Consider the following 18,013-nt stretch of genomic DNA (forward strand, 5'->3'; position numbering starts at 1 on the left):
GCTAAGCTCATTTAATTGCATTGTTGATGATGCAATTAAATTTTTTTGGTGGATTTGCATTGTAAACAATGCATTTGGGGCGGTGATGGAAAAAATTGGCGAGTTGATCAGAAGCTTGCGTAAGGCTGAAAAGCTGTCCCAGCAAGCTTTGGCGCAGCAATACGGCATGAGCCGCGCAACAATCTCGGGGATTGAAAACAACACAATCTCGGAAATCGGTCTGCGTAAAGTCGAAGCGATTCTTAACGGATTCGGCTACGAATTGGCCGCAATCCCCCGCGCCTCTCGACGGCCGACACTCGACACGCTGCGCAAGGTGAACTTCCATGGCTGAGGCATTGGACCGCTTGCAGGTCTGCGTCGGCGGCCATGAGGTTGGAAGATTGGGGCGCGGGGACGCAGATGTCGACAGCGTGTTCAGCTATCGGGACGATGCGATTGATGAAAATGCCGTTTCGCTGACCATGCCGACACGCCTGGAAAGTTATGGTTGTGAACGCGGCATTCATCCGATATTCGAGATGAATCTTCCTGAAGGTGCGTTGCGCGATGAGTTGGTCCGGCGTTTCAGCAAAGCCGTGCGCGGCTTCGATGACTTCGCTTTACTAAGTATCGTCGGCCCGCATCAACTCGGGCGTCTTTCGATCGCGAGCGCATCGACAACTGATCGTCCACCTGAAACCTCGCTCGCTGAGTTGTTGGTTCATGACGGTGCGCAAGGTTTGTTCGAGGATCTTTTGCAGACTTACGGGCAGTATTCCGGGGTTTCAGGCGTGCAGCCCAAAGTATTGGTGCGTGACAGTGCCGCTGCAATAGACCGACTGACGCACCGAGGCTCGACTCATCTGGTCAAAGCCTTCCGTGCCGAAGAGTATCCCGAGCTGGCAACCAACGAATATTTCTGCCTGCGCGCTGCGCAACTTTGTGGCCTCGACGTGCCGCATTTCGAACTCAGCGAGCATGGCAAATTTCTCGTCCTCGAGCGTTTTGACTTGAGCGACACCGGATACCTCGGTTTCGAAGACTTTTGCGCGCTCAACGGCTGGCCGTCGAAGGCCAAATACGATGGCTCTTACGAAGGAGTCGCACGGCAGATCAAGGCGTTTGTTTCGCCCTCATTACTCAAGCACGCACTGGAAGCTTTCTTCAAGATTGTCGCTTTATCGGCGGCATTGAAAAACGGCGATGCCCACCTGAAAAACTTTGGTGTGCTCTATGAGGATTGTGGCGAGCGCGCATTGGTCAGGCTGGCTCCGGCGTACGACATCATCACCACGTCGGTGTACATCAAGAGCGATAGTATGGCACTGCTGTTGGGCGGTTCGAAGGCGTGGCCCAAGCATAAAATGCTTACCAGGTTTGGTCGTACGGCCTGCAATCTAAGTGAAGCGCGTTGCAACCAGTTACTGCAAATGGTCGCGCAGGGTGTACAGCAAGCGCTGGGCGAAATGGCGGAGTACAGCGCAAATCATCCTGCCTTCGCAGAGGTGGGCGCTGCAATGATCGAACAATGGTCGGCCGGTCTGGCGCGCAGCCTGCGCAACAGTTAAAACTCAGCGCAACTGATCCCGAAACTGCCCCGGCGTCATCCCCGTCCAGCGCTTGAACGCGCGGCTGAAGCTGCTGGTGTCGGCGAAGCCCAGCAGATAGCTGACTTCACTCAACGAACACTGTGGATCGCGCAGGTGCAACAGCGCGAGGTTTTCACGGCTTTCGTTGAGCAGGGTGTCGAAGCGACAGCCTTCGTCGGCAAGATGCCGTTGCAGGCTGCGCAGGCTCAGGTGCAAGGCCTGGGCGATGCGTTCGGCGCTCGGTTCGCCTTCGGGCAATTGTTCTTCAATGGCATCGCGCACTTTGCGTTCCCAGGTCAGCGGTTTGAGCTGGGCGAGGGTGCGTTTGAGTACGGCTTCGTTGTGTTCGGCCAGTTCCGGGTTGGCGTCATCGAGGTGGCTGTCGAAGTCGCTGAGGGCGAACTCCAGGCGGTCTTCGGCGGCGGAAAAATACACTGGCGCGCGGAGGACTTTGTGCCATTGCTGGGCGTCGTGCGGTTCCGGGCGGCGCAAATACACCGCCAGCGGTGCATAGTCACGGCCGAGACGATTGCGGCAGGTGCGCACGTAGATCGCCGCGAAGGCGTCGATGGCTTCGAAGGCCGGAGCCGGGTTGCCTGAGGGGATTTTCAGGCGGAATTGATAGCGGTCTTCGCGGCGGCTCAGTTCCAGCTCCAGCGCATCGCTGACCACCGGGTGATAACGCACGATGCGCTCGAACACCTCGCGCAAACTGCCGCTGGCCACCAGTGCATAACCGAGCGCGTGGAACGTGGTCGGGCTGACGAAGCGCGACACGCGCAAGCCCAGCGCCGGATCGCCGCTGGCCTCAACCGCGAGTGCCCACAAACGCGTGGTGCCGGACAGCGGATAACGCGCGTTAGGGTCGTCCATCAGCGTCGGGTCGAGCCCGGCCTGCTGGCACAGGGCGAGGCTGTCCAGACCCAGCGCGTCGAGTTGCTTGCGCAGGGCACGGGTCCAGCTGGCGAGGGAGGTTGGTTCCTTCATGCTGATTGGCGCGTCCGGTCAACAGGTTGGCGTTCTTGGCTAGCGCGGTTCAAGCCCCGGCGAGGCACGATGCACACATCTTAGACCGGAGGATGGAAGCATGGACGGTACTTCTGCAAGCCCTGAACGACTGAATGCGGCGCAGCGCTCGGCGCGTATTCGCCAGGTGGTGCTGGCCAAAGGTGTGGAGTTGCGTGAGCGCTACCCGATTCTCCAGCATCAGGATGCTCTGGGCGTGGGGATTCTGGCGTTCGCGCTGGCCGGGATGATTGGATCAGCGGCGCTGTACATCACCGGCCATATGGCCTGGTGGGTGTGCCTGCTGCTCAACGGGTTTTTCGCCTCGTTGACCCATGAGCTTGAGCACGACCTGATCCACAGCATGTATTTCCGCAAGCAGCGCGTGCCGCACAATCTGATGATGGGCCTGGTCTGGCTGGCGCGGCCGAGCACGATCAACCCGTGGATCCGCCGTCATCTGCACCTCAACCATCACAAGGTGTCCGGCACCGAAGCCGACATGGAAGAGCGTGCGATCACCAACGGCGAGCCGTGGGGTTTTGCGCGCCTGTTGATGGTGGGCGACAACCTCATGTCGGCGTTCATCCGCCTGCTACGGGCCAAAACCTGGGCGCACAAGCTGAGCATCGGCAAACGCGTGCTGAAGGTCTACGCACCGCTGGCGCTGCTGCACTGGGGCGCGTGGTATGTGTTTCTCGGCTTTCATGCGGCCAACGGCATCGCCTATTGGCTGGGCTCGCCAATCGAATGGTCGGCCACCACGCTTTCGGTAATGCAGGTGATCGATATCGCCGCCGTGGTGATCATCGGCCCGAACGTGCTGCGCACTTTTTGCCTGCATTTCATCAGCTCGAACATGCATTACTACGGCGACGTCGAACCGGGCAATGTGCTGCAGCAATGTCAGGTGCTGAACCCGTGGTGGCTGTGGCCGTTGCAGGCGTTTTGCTTCAATTTCGGCAGCAGTCACGGGATTCATCATTTCGTGGTGAAGGAGCCGTTTTACATTCGCCAGATGACGGTGCCGGTGGCGCATAAGGTAATGCGCGAGATGGGCGTGCGTTTCAATGATTTCGGCACGTTTGGCCGGGCGAACCGGTTTGTGCGCAGGGACGAAGAGGTGGTGTCCGGGGAAGTGGTGGAGGCCTGACAGATGCCCCTCACCCTAGCCCTCTCCCGGGGGGAGAGGGGACTGATCGAGGTGTTTAGGCTTGATACATCGACCTGAAATTCCGTGCCGAACTCGGGTTTGAAAAGCATGAAGATCTGCTCCCTTTCCCCCTCTCCCTCTGGGAGAGGGCTGGGGTGAGGGGCTCTTGATCTTGCTTCAATCCGGCTGAAACGGCGAAGCACTGAGGATCACCCCGGTCTCCTCGACATACCGCTGCCAATGCCCGATCAGGTCAGTGAGTTTCTGCGGCTGACTCAATGCCAGGTCATGAATCTCCCCCGGATCGCTCGCCAGATCATAGAGCTGCCAGGTCGCCGGCCCCACCGGCCCGGGGATCCACACCGCTTTCCACGACCCTTGGCGAATTGCCCGGCGTCCGAACAATTCCCAACCCGTCACGGTGTGTTCGTCATGCACCTGCGTGGTCTCGCCGGACAAAAAGCCCAGCCACGATTTACCGCGCAGTGGCGCCACGGCTTTGCCTTTCCACTGTTTGCCCGGATGCCGCACGCCAGCCAGATCGAGGATGGTCGGGGTGATGTCCATCACCGTGCCGAAACCATGGCTGATCTGCCCTTTGAGCGGCAGTTGCGGATAGTGCAGCAGCGCCGGCACGCGGATCCCGCCCTCGGTGGTAAACGCTTTGAACAACCGCGACGGCGCGGTCGCCACCTGTGCCCAGTTCGGCCCGTACCAAACGTAGGAATTGGCCCGGCCGATGTTGTCGAGGCTGTTGTCGTAATGCTGGTTCAGGTAGGTCATCAACTCCGGACCGAACTTGGGGAACGCTTCCAGCAGCGCGCCTTCTGCACCGTTATCGGACATGAACAGGATGAAGGTGTTATCGAGTTGGCCCTGCTGGCGCAAATAATCGACCACACGGCCGATGTTCCAGTCCATGCGCTCGACCATCGCCGCGTAGACCTCCATGGCACGTGCGGAAATCTGCTTTTGCTCGTCGCTCAAGGCGTCCCACTGTGCGCTGAGTTGAATCAGCGGATGCGGCTCGACGTCAGCCTCGATCAGGCCCAGCGCCTTGAGTTTTTCCAGGCGTTCGAGGCGCAGCACTTCCGGGCCGGCATCATAGCGGCCACGGTATTTCGCGACGATCTCGGCGGGCGCCTGCAGCGGCCAGTGCGGTGCGGAGAACGGCAGATAGGCGAAGAACGGCCGGGTCTGATCGCGTTCCTTGAGGTACTGCAGCAACTTGTCGCCGAAGGCGTCGGAGGAATAGAAATCATTCGGCAACTCGTCCAGAAACTGATCGTCTTCGATGTACAGCGCCGGGGTGGATTTCAGCAGCCCGGGCGTTTGCTCATCGTAGGTCGGCTCGAACCCATAGTGGTTGGCGGCGCCCGGCAACAGCGAAAATGATCGCTCGAAGCCGCGCGCATGGGGCGCCAGTTCGGCCTTCAGACCCAGATGCCATTTGCCGCTCATCAAGGTCTGATACCCGGCCTCGCGCAGCAGCTCGGGCAAGGCGACGACGCGGTCATTGAGGTAGCCCTCGTAGCCGGGTTTGCCGATCAGTTCCGGAGTCAGCGCTTCGGCCATGGTGCCGATGCCGGCGATGTGATGATCGGTGCCGGTCAGCAGCATCGAACGAGTCGGCGAGCAGGTCGGCGCAGTGTGAAAATCAGTCAGGCGCAGGCCGTTGTCGGCCAGTGCATCGAGGTTCGGCGTAGCGATTTCGCCGCCGAACGCACCGATATCGGAAAAGCCCAGATCGTCGGCCAGAATCACCAGAAAGTTGGGACGTTGCGGCATCGCGAAACTCCTGTTCAGCAGGCAATGAACGTCAGCGGCAGATCGCGGATCTGCACCGGTGCGCTCGGTTGGTAGTGGTCATCACTGGTCAATTCGTGCAGCAGTTCTTCGCGCAACTGATGGAATTCGTAACCGCTGCGCTGGCGCGGGTGCGGCAAGGCGATGTCGACCACTTGCTTGATCCGCCCCGGACGCGGCTCCATCACCACCACGCGGTCGGCGAGAAAGATTGCTTCCTCGACATCGTGGGTCACCAGAATCGTGGTGATCCTTGCCCGTTCGCGGATCGCCAACAGCTCGTCCTGCATTTGCTGACGGGTCAGCGCATCGAGGGCACCGAAAGGTTCGTCGAGCAGCAGGATGCGTGGGCTGGCGACGAGGCCGCGGGCAATCGCCACGCGCTGCGCCATGCCGCCAGAAAGCTGATGCGGATAGGCCTCGGTGAAATCGCTGAGGCCGACCAGCTCGATGAAATCCTTGATGCGCTGTTGTTTCTGCGCCCCGCTCAGCGGTTCGTTGACCAGGCCCAGGCCGATGTTGTCGGCGACCGTCAGCCATGGGAACAGGCGATGTTCCTGAAAGACGATGCCGCGCTCGCCGCCGATGCCGCTGACGGCTTTGCCGTCGACGCTGATCTGGCCGCGAAACTCGGTGTCGAGGCCGACCAGCAAACGCAGCAGGGTGGATTTGCCACATCCGCTGGAACCGACAATGGCGACAAATTCGCCCTCGGCGATGTCCAGGTTGAATTCACGGATCGCCTCCAGTTCGAAACCGTTGACGGCGAAGGATTTGCCTACATGGTTGAAGCTGACAATCGGTGCGTTCATGCGTGTCTCCAGCGGGTCGCGCGAATTTCCAGGCGTTGGCCGATCAGGTTGAGCAGGGCGCCAGTAAGGCCGACCAGCAGCATGCCGGCCATGATCAGGTCCATGCGCAGCAGCTGTTGCGCGCCGATCATCTGGCTGCCGATGCCGCCATTGGACGGCATGAAATATTCGGCGCCGATGGTGCCGAGCCAGGCGTAGATCAGGCTCAGTCGCAGCCCGGCGAAAATCCCCGGCGCAGCGCCTGGCAGCACCAGTCGGCGCAGCCGCTGGCCGAGGTTCAGGCGCAGCACTTGCGCGGCTTCGTTGAGTTGCGGCGACAGGTTGGCGACGCTGCGCTGGGTGGCGATGAACAGCGGGAAAAACGCGGCGAGGGCGACGAACACCCACTTGGCCAGTTCGCCGAGGCCGAACCATGCAGTGAGCAGTGGCACCCAGGCGAAAATCGCGATCTGCCGCAGTGCGGCGAATGTCGGGCCGAGCAGGCGTTCACTGAGACGCGACAGGCCGAGCAGCAAGCCCAGGGCGAAACCGAGTCCGCCACCGATCAGCAAGCCGCCGAGGGTGCGGCTCAGGCTCAGCGCCATGCCGTTGACCAGCGTGCCGTCGAGCAATCCGTCGCATGCCGTGCTCAGCACAGCCGCAGGGCTGACCAGAATGCTCGCGTCGACCCACTGTTGATCATTGGCCAGTTGCCACAGCGCCAGCAACCCCAGCGGCAGCAGCCACGGTTGCAGGCGTTGCCAGCCTTGATAGCGTGGGCCGCGAGTGATGTGTGCGGTGGCCGGGTGTGGCCAGTGCACCAGTTTGCGGTCGAGCAGACCGATGCCGCGATCCATGGCCACGCCGATCAGACCGATGATCACGATGCACACGAACACGATGTCGAGCATGAACAGCTGCCGCGCCCAGACCATCAGATAGCCGATGCCTTCACTGGAGGCCAGCAGCTCGACGGCCAGCAACGAGGTCCAGCCGGCGGCGAGTGCCAGGCGCACGCCGGCCATGAACGCCGGCAACGCCGCTGGGAGTACCAGACGCCGAATCAGCAGAAGTGGCGGCAAGCGCAACACGGCGGCGGCTTCGCGCAGTTTCGGTTGCGCATCACGCACGCCGACCAGCGTGTGCAGGGTAACCGGCACGACGATGGCTTTGATCAGCACCACCAGTTTCAGCACTTCGCCGATGCCGAAAAACACCATGAACAGCGGAATCCATGCCAGCGTCGGCACCTGTGCAAGTCCGGCGAAAGTCGGGAAGATCAGTCGCTCCAGACGTCGGCTGAAACCCAGTGCGGCGCCGAGCACCGCACCGGCCGAAACGCCTGCCAGCAAGCCCCAGAACAACCGTTGCAGGCTGATCCACAAATGGCTCCACAACTCGCCTTGCGCCAGTTCCACGGCACTGCTCCACACCAGCGATGGTGCCGGCAGGATCTGCTCGCTCATCCACTGGTTGCGCGCGGCCATCCACCACAGGACGAACAGGCTGACAGGCAGGAGCCATGGCAACAGACGTTGATGCAGACTGGGCCAGGAGCGGCGGCTTTTCAGTGGCGGCGCGGCCAGCGGCAGGCTGAGCAGGGATTGACGGGCCATGGGTGACCTCCGTTGTCGGGTTGCATCAAGATCGGGTCAAGACCAGAAGATCGCAGCCTTCGGCAGCTCCTGCATGGATCGCATTCCCCTGTAGGAGCTGCCGAAGGCTGCGATCTTTAGCGGTATTAGCCACACTAAAATAGTTATAAGCCAACGAGAAAAATATCAATTTGGAGATAAGCGAAGCCATTTAAGGCTTACAGCCCGTACGCATCCAATGCATTCGAAGAATATTTTCGATGCTGTTCATGCATATCGCGCTGCAAGCCGCATTCGCTCTCGCTTAGCTCATATAGATATAAAAATGTGCATTTATAGTATTTAAGTGAAGGTGCGCATTCAGCCTACTTTCGGTTCCTCAGCGATCAAGGAGCCGCATCCATGAACCTTCCGTTCAAACGTCTCATCAGTCTGTTGGCCGCCCCGGCGCTTGCAGGCTTTCTCACGCTCAGCGCCCAGGCCGAGGAGCTCAGGGAAATCCGCATCGCCGTGCCCGATCTCAGTGCCGGTACGCAGCACAGCGGTGGCGGCGTAGTCGATGTGCTGCGCGATCAACAGATCTTCGAAAAGGCTTTCGCCGAGCAGGGCATCAAGATTCAGTGGAGTTTCTTCAAGGGCGCCGGGCCGGTGATCAATGAGGCGTTTGCCAACGGTCAGGTCGATCTGGCCTATCTCGGCGATCTCGCCGCGATCATCGGCAAGTCCAATGGTCTGGACACGCGCCTGCTCAGCGCCACGGCGCGTGGGGTCAAGCAATACCTCGGCGTGGTGCCCGGCTCGGGGATCAAGACCCTGCAGGATCTCAAGGGCAAGCGCGTGGCGATCTTCCGCGGTACGGCGACGCAGCTGTCGTTCGATGCGGCGCTGGCCAGTCAGGGGCTGAGCGAGAAGGACGTGAAGGTCATCAATCTGGATTTCAACGCCGCGGTCTCGGCACTCGCGGCCAGGCAGATCGATGCATCGTGGGGCAGCTCCGCCCTGAGTGCCTTGCAAGCCAAAGGCCTGGCGGAATTGCCGCTGAACACCAAGGACCTTGGCGGCGCTGGCAGCGTTCAGGCGGTCCTGCTCGGCAACGGCAAGTTTGTCGACGCACATCCTGAAGTCATCGCGAAACTGCTCAAGGCGCAGCAGCAGGCGGTCGAGTGGCTGACTCAGGACAGGAACAAGGACGCCTATGTGCAACTGGTATCGGGGCTGGCAAGTTATCCGCCGGTGATCCTTACTCAGGATCTGAAAGATCAGAATCTGAGCGAAATTTTCCCATCGACCCTGGATCCGGTGTTTCTCAGTGGCCTGCAGGACAAGGTCGACCTGGCGGCGCAGCAGAGGCTGATCCGCAAGCCGTTCAAGGTCAGTGATTGGGTGGCGCCTGAGCTCTCAGCCGCCAAGCTTTAGATCTCCAGCGTCTTCGCTGAACTCTTCGCGAGCAGGCTCGCTCCCACATTTGGATATGTGCACAGTTCCAGTGTGGGAGCGAGCCTGCTCGCGAAGGGTTTCAGACAGCGACGCTGACATCCTGCCGATCCACCGCCACCAGCGTCTCGATCATCGCCCTGGCCGCCGGCGACAACCGGAACCCGGTACGGCTGACGATGCCGCAACGGGCGTTCATGCTTTCGAGGTTCTGCGGCAGGTTGCGCCAATGCAGCAGTACCAGCGCCCCCTTGGCGACATCTTCGACAAACGCCTCCTCCGTGCCGACACCGATTGCATTGGATTGCAGCACCACTTTCACCAGCGCCGGGAAATGTTCGGTCTCGATGGTCGGCGAGAAATCGATGCGTCCACTGAGGTTCGCCAGCAGCTTGCGAATGCCCGGTGGAATCAGCGTGGCGGCCAGCGGGTAGTCGAACATGTCGTTGGTCGACAGGCTTTCCTTGGCCAGCAACGGATGTCCCGGGCGGCAGAAAAATACGCCGCGCTTGGGTGTCAGCGGTTGGGTCTGGAAATTCGGATCGGACTCGAAATGGCGAATGTCGGCGATGAAGAATTCGATCTCTTCGCGGCTCAGCGCACGGCTGAGCTTTTCCCAGTTATCCACCTGAAAACAGGTGCGCACTTTCGGGTGCGCATTGATGAATTGCGCCACCGCGTCCGGCACCAGTTTAACCGCCGGCGCCGGGCCGCAGCCGAAGTGCACTTCGCCGGCGTCGAGCTTGGTCATCTGCGTCACTTCAGCGCTGAGCAATGCCGCCCCCTGCACCAGGCTCAGGGCGTGTTGCAGCACTACCTGGCCCTCCGGGGTCGGACGCAGATCCTTGTTGCCGCGATCCACCAGCACGCAGCCGAACTCTTGCTCCAGCCCCTGAATGCTGCGGCTGAACGCCGGTTGAGTGATGCCCATGGCGTCTGCCGCGCGGACAAAACTGCGGTGTTCGTTGAGGGCGATGAAGTAGCGCAACTGGCGAAGATCCATATGCTTTTCCGGCATCCTAAAAATAGCTCGAAGGCATTTGCGACGAGGGTTGCTTGAGGTTTTAAATGCAAGCTCTTATTCCGTCAACGAAGCATGTGAATATCTATTAGATGTAAATGGAATATAGATAGAGCGTTGTTTCGCTGCCGGAAAAATCGCAAACCGTCGATGAGGGTCGTCCCATGAGCAATGCCGCACTCGCCGTAAAACCCGTTTCTCACGCGTTGGAAATTCACCCCGTAGCCGGGCGTATCGGTGCGGAAATCCGCGGCGTGCACCTGTCCGGGGAGCTGGATGCCGCCACCGTCGAAGCAATCCAGCAGGCGCTGGTTGACTACAAAGTGCTGTTTTTCCGCGAACAGACTCAGCTCGACGATCAGCGTCAGGAAGCCTTTGCTCATCTGCTCGGCGAACCGGTAGCGCACCCCACCGTGCCGGTACGCGAGGGCACTCGATATCTGCTTGAGCTGGACGGCGCCGAAGGTCAGCGCGCCAATTCCTGGCACACCGACGTGACGTTCGTCGACGCCTACCCGAAAGCCTCGATCCTGCGCTCGGTGGTCGCCCCGGCATACGGCGGCGATACGCTGTGGGCCAACACCGCAACGGCATACAGCGGCTTGCCGATCGAGCTGCGTGAACTGGCCGACAAGCTCACCGCCGTGCACAGCAATGAGTACGACTATGCCGGGGCGAAGCCGGACGTCTCTGCGGAAAAACTGGAGCGCTATCGCAAAGTCTTCACCTCGACCGTTTACGAGACCGAGCATCCGGTGGTGCGAGTGCATCCGATCAGCGGCGAAAAGAGCCTGCTGCTGGGGCATTTCGTCAAACGCATCAAAGGCTATTCGCAGGCAGATTCGGCGCACCTGTTCGGCTTGTTGCAAAGCCATGTGATCCGCCAGGAAAACACCGTGCGCTGGCGCTGGCAGGCCGGTGATGTGGCGATCTGGGACAACCGCTCGACGCAGCATTACGCGATTGATGATTACGGCACCCAGGATCGCGTGGTGCGCCGTGTGACGCTCAAGGGCGAGGTGCCGGTGGGGGTGAATGGGCAGCGCAGCCAGACCATCAAAGGGCGTGACTGAAGTTCAAAAGCCCCTCATCGGAACGCCGCCCGCCCAGCCCTCTCCCGGAGGGAGAGGGAGCCGACCGAGTTGTCTTGCGTTGTACGTCGACCTGAAAGACCGAGCCGATCATTGGTTCGGTACATGACTTTCATGTCGATGCAGCTTCTGAATATCCCCCAATCAGTCCCCTCTCCCTTTGGGAGAGGGTTAGGGTGAGGGGCTCTTGATGCTACCAAACCCCAATCTGAACCACCTTCTCGCTTTCCGGCTCTCCATAACGAAACCGCTGCCCGCGCAAGTCGATCTCCTGATGGCTGATGGTCGTACGCCGCTTCAGGCCGCGCACCCACTCAAACAGATACCCCGCATGCTCCTCGCGCACCGCCGCGTACGCAGGGTCATCCCCCAGGTCACGCAGTTCCTGCGGGTCATTCAACAGATCAAACAGCTGCGCTCGAAAGCCGTCGTACGCCAGGTATTTCCAGCGCTCGCTGCGCACCATGGTCATGCGGCAATGGTCGATCGGTTGGTCCAGTCGTTCCCGCGCCGGTGCCTGAAAGGCGTAGTCGTACTCGCTGATCGCATAGCGGCGCCAATCGGGATTTTCTCCGTGCAGCAGCGGGATCAGTGAACGCCCTTCGAGCCGATGTTCCGCGCCCGGTAATCCCAGCGCTTGAAGAAATGTCGGCAACGCATCGATGGTTTCCGCCAAGCGATCATCGACAGTGCCACGGGTGACATCCGCCGTCGGCCGAGGGTCACGCACGATCAGTGGCACGCCCACCGCCTGCTCGAGCAGAAACTCCTTCTCGCCCAGCCAATGATCGCCAAGGAAGTCGCCGTGATCGCTGGTGAACACGATCAACGTGTCATCCCAGCGCCCGTTGCTCTGCAGAAAATCGAACAGCCGCCCCAACTGATCGTCCACCTGCTTGATCAAGCCCATGTAGGTGGGGATTACATTCAATCGTACTGAATCGCGGGAAAAGTTGAGGCTTTCCTCATGTTGACGAAAGGCAGCATATACGGGGTGTTTGCTGGCTGCAGAGGGCGATGCGCGGACCGGTTCGAGAATCGATTTCGTACTGTACAAGGCGTGGTATGGCGCCGGTACGATGTATGGCCAGTGGGGTTTGATGTACGAGAGGTGTAAACACCAGGATTTCTCGCCTTGCTCAGCGATGAAGTCGATGGCGCGATTGGTAGTGTAGACAGTCTCGGAGTGTTGCTCGGGAATTCGTGCTGGCAAATTCGCATGACGCATTTTCCAGCCACTGAGGATTTCACCGTTCTCGCCTTCGGCGGCGTTCGCCCAGTCGTGCCAGGGATTGCGGCCGTCGAAGCCGTGTTCGCGCAGATAGTGGGTGTAGGGCGCGGATTCGCGCTTGTCGTCGAATAAAGGATCGTCGGGGTAGATGCCGTCGTGGCGCAGGTACGGTTCGAAGCCGACCTCATTGAGCAACTCGGCTTGCGCGCTTTGCGGGTTGATCGCCAGGCGCTGCAAGGCGTCGACATTGGCCGTGGCGTGGGTCTTGCCGACCAGCGCGGTGCGAATGCCGTGGGGTCGCAGGTAATCGCCGATCGTCAGTTCATCCAGCGGCAAGGGCACGGCGTTCCAGGCCACTTGATGGCTGCTGACATAACGCCCGGTATAGGCCGACATCCGCGACGGGCCGCAGATCGTGCCCTGGGTGTAGGCACGGCTGAAACGCACGCCTTCGGCAGCGAGACGATCGATGTTCGGCGTGTGCAGATGCGGGTGGCCGTAGCAGGACAGGTAATCGCGGCGCAGTTGATCGCACATGATGTACAGCACGTTGCGCACGGGGTTGGGCGGGGTGGGCATGGAGTTCACCGGTCAGTGGGACAGGTGAGGGTTTTCGCCGTCGGTGGGGGTGTTCGGCAAGTGCATTTGGGGAATGGGGTTTATGCAGGGATTGCATCAGCCTCTTCGCGAGCAGGCTCGCTCGCACATTTGAAATGCGTAATTCCTGTGGGAGCGAGCCTGCTCGCGAAGGGGCAGCTCAGACAGCAAAATTCTCCAGCGAACACACCTCATCATCCACCGCATCAATCGCCTTGATCTGCTCGATCATCGCTTCGGCCAACGGTGACAACCGATACCCGGCGCGGCTGACAATCCCATAGCGGGTATACAGCTCCTCCAGATCATCGGCGAGACCTTCGATCTTCAGACAGACCAGCTCACCCTTGGCCAGATGCAGCGCATCGGAGTACGCCCCGACAATCCCGATCGCCTCCGATCGCAGCACCACGCTCAAAAGACTCGAGCCGTTTTCGCACTCCACATTCGGGGTGAAATCCGGGCGACCGCTGAGGTCGACGATGACCTTGCGCAGGTTCGGCGGGCGGATGCTCACCGCCAGTGGATAACTCAGCAACTGCTCGGCGGTGATGCGTTCAAACGCCGTCAATGGATGCCCGGCGCGGCAGCAGAAATGCCATTTGCGCGCGCGCAAGCGGTGGGTCTGGTAATCCGGATCCGCCTCGAACTGCCGGGTGTCGGCGACGAAGAATTCGAACTCTTCGCTGAGCAGGCGTTTGCTCAGGCTTTGCCAGTCATCGACCTGAAACTGCACCCGTGCTTTCGGGTAGCGACCGATGAAGGCGCCAATCGCGCGCGGGATCAATCCGGCCGCCGGCGCCGGCCCGCAACCAAAGCGCAATTCTCCTGCTTCGAGGCCGTTGAACTGGCTGATCTCGTTGGCCATCTGCTGCGCACCGCTGACCAGCCGCCGCGCATGTTCGAGCAGGACCTGGCCTTGTTTGGTCGGCGGCAATTCCTTGCGCCCACGGTCGACCAACTGGCAGCCGACGCTGTGCTCCAGCGCCTGAATGCTGCGGCTGAATGCCGACTGCGACAGGTTCACTGCCTGCGCGCCAGCGACGAAGCTGCGTTGTTCAGCGAGGGCAATGAAGTGACGAAGTTGGCGCAAGTCGATATGCATTTTTCACATAAAAAATATCCGGGAAATGCATTGGATATGCATTAGGTCGACTCCTTATAAAGGCAATCTCTTATGCAGTAAATATTTGTAAATCCATAAATAAATAACTGAAAAGAATATGCAGCGCTGAAGATGTCTGTGTGTTTTTTGACCAGGAGCCGCGCCATGAGTCCGTTGAACCTCGCGTCACCCCCATCACCACGACGGCTCAAACGCCTGCCTTTGGCGCTGTTGCTGGCCGGCAGCGCCAGTTGGACTCACGGTTATGCCGCCGAATCGGAAGCCCCGGCGCCGGTCCCGGCAGGCAAAGCGGCGGCCAGCGGTTCGCAGCTGGAAACGGTGACCGTCACCACCCGCCGCCGCGAAGAAAGCTCGCAAGATGTGCCAACGCCGATGAGTGTGGTCAGCGGGCAGAATCTGGAGACGCAGCGGGTCTACCGTATTCAGGATTTGCAGCAACTGGTGCCCAGCGTCAACGTCGCCTACATGCATGCGCGCCAGTCCAGCGTGTCGATCCGCGGTCTGGGCAACAACCCGGCCAGTGATGGCCTGGAAGGCAGCGTTGGTCTGTACATCGACAACGTCTATCTGGGCCGTCCGGGGATGGCGGTGTTCGATCTGATGGACATCGAGCAGCTCGAAGTTCTACGTGGGCCGCAGGGCACGCTGTTCGGCAAGAACACCACCGCCGGGGTCATCAACATCAGCACCCGCGCGCCGTCATTCACGCCTGAGCGCAGCATCGAAACCTCGGTCGGCGAGGACGGTTATTTCCAGACCAAGGGCACCATTTCCGGGCCGCTCAATGATCAGTTGGCCGGGCGCTTTTCTGCTTACCGCACGCGCAGTGACGGCGACATCAAGAACGAATACGACGGCCACGACCTTAACGGCGGCTCGCGCGAAGGCTTTCGCGCCCAGCTGTTGTTCAAGCCCAATGAAGATTTCAATCTGCGCTGGATCGGCGATTACAACGAAGAAGATTCCAGCGCCGGCACCCGCGTGCTGTACAACACCGGGCCGACCATCAACGGCGTCAACCTGTATGAATCGCGGGCCAGCGCGGCCGGGGCGACGCTGGTCAACGGTCGGCACCGCAAGGTCAATCTCGACAACGACCAACACGTCACCGTGCATCAGGGCGGCACCTCGGTGGAAGCCAACTGGACGTTGCCGAGCGACTTCACCCTGACGTCGGTCAGCTCGTACCGCTTCTGGAATTTCACCCCGCGCAATGACGACGGCCTCAACGTGCCGGCCAGTTACAACGCCGGCGTGTCGGTGGAAGACAAACAGTACTCGCAGGAATTTCGCCTGGCCTCGCCCAAGGGCGAGTTCTTCGATTACGTGGTCGGCGCCTACTATTTCGGCTCGGATCTGGACAACAAATCCTTCGCCTATTACGGCCCGCAGGCCGACATCTGGAACGGCACCCCGGCCGGCGCCCTGGCCAATGTCACCAGCGTCGGCAAGGGGCATATCAAGACCGACAGTTTCGCCCTGTTTGCACAGGGCACCTGGCACCTGAGCGAACGCCTGGATTTCACCGCCGGGGTGCGTGGCACCTACGAAGAGAAAAACGCCTCGGTCAGCCGCAACGCGCCGCTCGGCGGTGTGGCCGTGGCGGGCGCGGCAGCCAATGCGCGCCGCGGGCGTGCCGGCGCCTACGATTCCGGAGACTTGAATCAGTACAGCTCCAGCCCGTCCGGACTGCTCAACCTGAGCTATCGCATCACCGATGACGTGCTCGGTTACGCCACGCTGTCCCACGGCGAAAAATCCGGCGGGGTCAACCTCGCGGTCGGCTCTGCGCCGACCGCTGGCGCCGACTCGCTATTGATCGGCACCGAGCGCGCGAACAACGCCGAACTCGGTTTCAAAAGCACGCTGTGGGATCACCGCCTGCAACTCAACGCCAACGTGTTCTGGACCCAGGTCAACGCCTACCAGACCAACGCCTATGACGCCGCCAACCGCGTGCAATACCTGACCAACGCCGGCTCGGTACGCTCGCGCGGCATCGAGTTCGAAAGCACCGTGGTGCCGCTACGTGGCCTGACGCTGAATTTCAACGGCTCGTACAACGACGTCAGCTACCTCTCCTACAAAGATGCGCCTTGCCCGCCGGAAGTCAGCCAGGCCCCGGGTGCACCGGCCTCCTGCGACCTCAGCGGCCATCAAGTGGTCGGCGCGTCGAAATGGATCGGCAACGCCAACGGCGAATACAAATGGAATCTGGCTAACGGCTTCGAACCTTACGTCACCGGCAGCTACGCGTTCCGCTCCAAAGCGGTGGGCACGGTCGAGGATTCCGATTACGGGCAGATCCCCAGTTACGCGGTGGTCAACCTCTCCACCGGCCTGCGCGGCGATTTCAATCAGGGCCAGTGGGATGTTTCGCTGTGGCTGAAAAACGCCTTCGACAAAACCTACTACACGACCCTGTGGACGGGCGGCAACGGCGGCTATGAAGGCTTGCTTGGCACGCCGCGAACCCTCGGCGTTACCGGTCGTTACGACTTCTGACGAACGCATCTGATGACAAGCTATCCAGTTTTGTCATCAGATGTGAACCTATGAAGTTTTATCCAGCTTCAACCCACAACCTCACCGATACCCCTCGTTCAAGTGGCTTTAACGGCATGACAATAGTTATGACCACCAATTCCTGTGGCTAAATAAAGGGCTATTTCAGAACGCGCAAACAGTATTGAACTGCGCATTTCTGCTGTTCGATCTGAATAACAGGCATGATTCCTTTTAGGAAAAAACCGGAACTGTCCATGTTGCTGAAAATCTCTCTCTGGCCTGACGGGATCTCTGTCCAGACCCCTGACGTGGTCTTCTGAACGACAATCGGCGAACCACCATCATTAGTGACTTCAAAATCGGGAGTCGAGGTAACTTTGTTTTCCCTTTTACCGGTTTTCTCAGTGGCGGAGGGGGCGGAGTCTGAAAAAACGACGTAGAGCTTTTCAGGCTCGGTTTTCATTGAGACTGACACATATCCCGGTGAAGGCGGGTTCTGGGGAGGGTTGAATAAACCTCCCGCTGTTGGAAGTGCGTTAACACTATAGCTCTCTCCTGGGGCTATCGACGTCTCAGGCTGTCCGTACACTCGAGCATAAACTGTTCCCGACCTGAAGCCGTTTTTGAACTCAGTGCTTAGATACGGCGTTTTATTCCTTTCTTCTGCCTGAACTGTAAGCGGTAATAAGGCGGCAAGCGCAATACACAAAATTCCAGTTTTCATGACGATCTCCGTAGATTTATGGCCGCTTTGATTTGATAACAAAGCCAAGGAGCTCGCTACTGTCAGAAATTACAGGATTTTAAGATCTACAAGATTCCTTCGTAATAAAAAAGCGCGTTTTCGCCGATCTTGGTTATTGATGCCCTTAGCGAATATTTTGAATGCCTAAAACGCATGTTGCGTTATAGCGGGCAGCTACAGCCTGCGTAAATCGAGGGTTAGCGAGCATGCTGCGAATTTAATATTCTTTTTGGGCATATCCATGGCGTTAAAAATTACTTTCCGAGATAAGCACTTGGCTTAATTATTAGCTCATTGATCGCCGTAGAGATTTAACCGGCGGATCAACAGCCGAACGCA

At 59.7% G+C, this 18,013-nt stretch carries 14 protein-coding genes; 6 read left to right on the forward strand and 8 right to left on the reverse strand.

Going from position 1 to position 18,013, the window contains the following annotated elements; translation table 11 throughout:
• The first annotated feature begins 85 nt into the window (after nucleotides 1-85).
• Together BLU71_RS22970 and BLU71_RS22975 are read left to right on the forward strand one after the other, a co-directional pair.
• Nucleotides 86-334 (forward strand): helix-turn-helix domain-containing protein, encoded by a 249-nt coding sequence (locus tag BLU71_RS22970; RefSeq protein ID WP_064361629.1) that lies wholly within the window; start codon nucleotides 86-88, stop codon nucleotides 332-334.
• A complete protein-coding gene (locus BLU71_RS22975; protein ID WP_083353954.1) occupies nucleotides 327-1,550 on the forward strand; it encodes a type II toxin-antitoxin system HipA family toxin in 1,224 nt (407 codons plus the stop codon). The genes BLU71_RS22970 and BLU71_RS22975 overlap by 8 nt, the downstream gene beginning before the upstream one ends.
• A gap of 3 nt (nucleotides 1,551-1,553) precedes the next feature.
• On the opposite strand, the gene BLU71_RS22980 is transcribed toward BLU71_RS22975, so the two are convergent.
• Nucleotides 1,554-2,558, reverse strand: a complete 1,005-nt coding sequence (locus BLU71_RS22980) for an AraC family transcriptional regulator (RefSeq protein ID WP_042610181.1) — start codon at nucleotides 2,556-2,558, stop codon at nucleotides 1,554-1,556.
• A 100-nt stretch (nucleotides 2,559-2,658) separates the two neighbouring features.
• On the opposite strand from BLU71_RS22980, the gene BLU71_RS22985 reads away from it, so the two are divergent.
• On the forward strand, nucleotides 2,659-3,729 hold the full coding sequence (locus BLU71_RS22985) for a fatty acid desaturase (protein WP_064361627.1): 1,071 nt from the start codon (nucleotides 2,659-2,661) through the stop codon (nucleotides 3,727-3,729).
• A 177-nt stretch (nucleotides 3,730-3,906) separates the two neighbouring features.
• On the opposite strand, the gene BLU71_RS22990 is transcribed toward BLU71_RS22985, so the two are convergent.
• From BLU71_RS22990 to BLU71_RS23000, 3 genes are read right to left on the reverse strand one after another with little or no spacing between them, the layout of a single operon-like run.
• Nucleotides 3,907-5,517: an arylsulfatase gene (locus BLU71_RS22990; protein WP_083353955.1), complete on the reverse strand. Its 1,611-nt coding sequence runs from the start codon at nucleotides 5,515-5,517 to the stop codon at nucleotides 3,907-3,909.
• 14 nt (nucleotides 5,518-5,531) lie between these two features.
• Nucleotides 5,532-6,347 carry an ABC transporter ATP-binding protein gene (locus BLU71_RS22995; protein WP_083353956.1) on the reverse strand — a complete coding sequence of 272 codons (816 nt, stop codon included), beginning with the start codon at nucleotides 6,345-6,347 and terminating at the stop codon, nucleotides 5,532-5,534.
• A complete protein-coding gene (locus tag BLU71_RS23000; RefSeq protein ID WP_083353957.1) occupies nucleotides 6,344-7,942 on the reverse strand; it encodes an ABC transporter permease in 1,599 nt (532 codons plus the stop codon). Before BLU71_RS23000 ends, BLU71_RS22995 begins: the two co-directional genes overlap by 4 nt.
• A gap of 381 nt (nucleotides 7,943-8,323) precedes the next feature.
• On the opposite strand from BLU71_RS23000, the gene BLU71_RS23005 reads away from it, so the two are divergent.
• Nucleotides 8,324-9,337: an ABC transporter substrate-binding protein gene (locus BLU71_RS23005; protein WP_083353958.1), complete on the forward strand. Its 1,014-nt coding sequence runs from the start codon at nucleotides 8,324-8,326 to the stop codon at nucleotides 9,335-9,337.
• A gap of 100 nt (nucleotides 9,338-9,437) precedes the next feature.
• Here BLU71_RS23005 and BLU71_RS23010 read toward each other — a convergent pair whose 3' ends face one another.
• The gene (locus BLU71_RS23010; protein WP_064361622.1) at nucleotides 9,438-10,358 is read right to left on the reverse strand and encodes a LysR family transcriptional regulator; all 921 of its coding nucleotides are present in this window, start codon (nucleotides 10,356-10,358) and stop codon (nucleotides 9,438-9,440) included.
• A 182-nt stretch (nucleotides 10,359-10,540) separates the two neighbouring features.
• On the opposite strand from BLU71_RS23010, the gene BLU71_RS23015 reads away from it, so the two are divergent.
• Nucleotides 10,541-11,449 carry a TauD/TfdA dioxygenase family protein gene (locus BLU71_RS23015; protein ID WP_083353959.1) on the forward strand — a complete coding sequence of 303 codons (909 nt, stop codon included), beginning with the start codon at nucleotides 10,541-10,543 and terminating at the stop codon, nucleotides 11,447-11,449.
• A gap of 211 nt (nucleotides 11,450-11,660) precedes the next feature.
• Here BLU71_RS23015 and BLU71_RS23020 read toward each other — a convergent pair whose 3' ends face one another.
• Both BLU71_RS23020 and BLU71_RS23025 read right to left on the reverse strand, forming a co-directional pair.
• Nucleotides 11,661-13,277 (reverse strand): alkaline phosphatase family protein, encoded by a 1,617-nt coding sequence (locus tag BLU71_RS23020; protein ID WP_083353960.1) that lies wholly within the window; start codon nucleotides 13,275-13,277, stop codon nucleotides 11,661-11,663.
• A 178-nt stretch (nucleotides 13,278-13,455) separates the two neighbouring features.
• Nucleotides 13,456-14,400, reverse strand: coding sequence for a LysR family transcriptional regulator (locus BLU71_RS23025; RefSeq protein WP_042608540.1), 945 nt, complete (start codon nucleotides 14,398-14,400; stop codon nucleotides 13,456-13,458).
• 165 nt (nucleotides 14,401-14,565) lie between these two features.
• On the opposite strand from BLU71_RS23025, the gene BLU71_RS23030 reads away from it, so the two are divergent.
• On the forward strand, nucleotides 14,566-16,926 hold the full coding sequence (locus tag BLU71_RS23030) for a TonB-dependent receptor (protein ID WP_083353961.1): 2,361 nt from the start codon (nucleotides 14,566-14,568) through the stop codon (nucleotides 16,924-16,926).
• Nucleotides 16,927-17,086: 160 nt separating this feature from the next.
• On the opposite strand, the gene BLU71_RS27385 is transcribed toward BLU71_RS23030, so the two are convergent.
• Nucleotides 17,087-17,653 carry a hypothetical protein gene (locus tag BLU71_RS27385; RefSeq protein ID WP_133247404.1) on the reverse strand — a complete coding sequence of 189 codons (567 nt, stop codon included), beginning with the start codon at nucleotides 17,651-17,653 and terminating at the stop codon, nucleotides 17,087-17,089.
• Between the last annotated feature and the right edge of the window lie 360 nt (nucleotides 17,654-18,013).

The organism is Pseudomonas moraviensis (assembly GCF_900105805.1).
Taxonomy (GTDB): Bacteria; Pseudomonadota; Gammaproteobacteria; order Pseudomonadales; family Pseudomonadaceae; genus Aquipseudomonas; species Aquipseudomonas moraviensis_A.

Coding starts and splice junctions, on each gene's coding strand:
- BLU71_RS23015 (WP_083353959.1), top strand. CDS start 10,541: ATGAGCAATGCCGCACTCGCCGTAAAACCCGTTTCTCACGCGTTGGAA.
- BLU71_RS22985 (WP_064361627.1), top strand. CDS start 2,659: ATGGACGGTACTTCTGCAAGCCCTGAACGACTGAATGCGGCGCAGCGC.
- BLU71_RS23000 (WP_083353957.1), bottom strand. CDS start 7,942: ATGGCCCGTCAATCCCTGCTCAGCCTGCCGCTGGCCGCGCCGCCACTG.
- BLU71_RS22980 (WP_042610181.1), bottom strand. CDS start 2,558: ATGAAGGAACCAACCTCCCTCGCCAGCTGGACCCGTGCCCTGCGCAAG.
- BLU71_RS22970 (WP_064361629.1), top strand. CDS start 86: ATGGAAAAAATTGGCGAGTTGATCAGAAGCTTGCGTAAGGCTGAAAAG.
- BLU71_RS23025 (WP_042608540.1), bottom strand. CDS start 14,400: ATGCATATCGACTTGCGCCAACTTCGTCACTTCATTGCCCTCGCTGAA.
- BLU71_RS22975 (WP_083353954.1), top strand. CDS start 327: ATGGCTGAGGCATTGGACCGCTTGCAGGTCTGCGTCGGCGGCCATGAG.
- BLU71_RS22995 (WP_083353956.1), bottom strand. CDS start 6,347: ATGAACGCACCGATTGTCAGCTTCAACCATGTAGGCAAATCCTTCGCC.
- BLU71_RS23020 (WP_083353960.1), bottom strand. CDS start 13,277: ATGCCCACCCCGCCCAACCCCGTGCGCAACGTGCTGTACATCATGTGC.
- BLU71_RS23030 (WP_083353961.1), top strand. CDS start 14,566: ATGAGTCCGTTGAACCTCGCGTCACCCCCATCACCACGACGGCTCAAA.
- BLU71_RS23005 (WP_083353958.1), top strand. CDS start 8,324: ATGAACCTTCCGTTCAAACGTCTCATCAGTCTGTTGGCCGCCCCGGCG.
- BLU71_RS23010 (WP_064361622.1), bottom strand. CDS start 10,358: ATGGATCTTCGCCAGTTGCGCTACTTCATCGCCCTCAACGAACACCGC.
- BLU71_RS22990 (WP_083353955.1), bottom strand. CDS start 5,517: ATGCCGCAACGTCCCAACTTTCTGGTGATTCTGGCCGACGATCTGGGC.
- BLU71_RS27385 (WP_133247404.1), bottom strand. CDS start 17,653: ATGAAAACTGGAATTTTGTGTATTGCGCTTGCCGCCTTATTACCGCTT.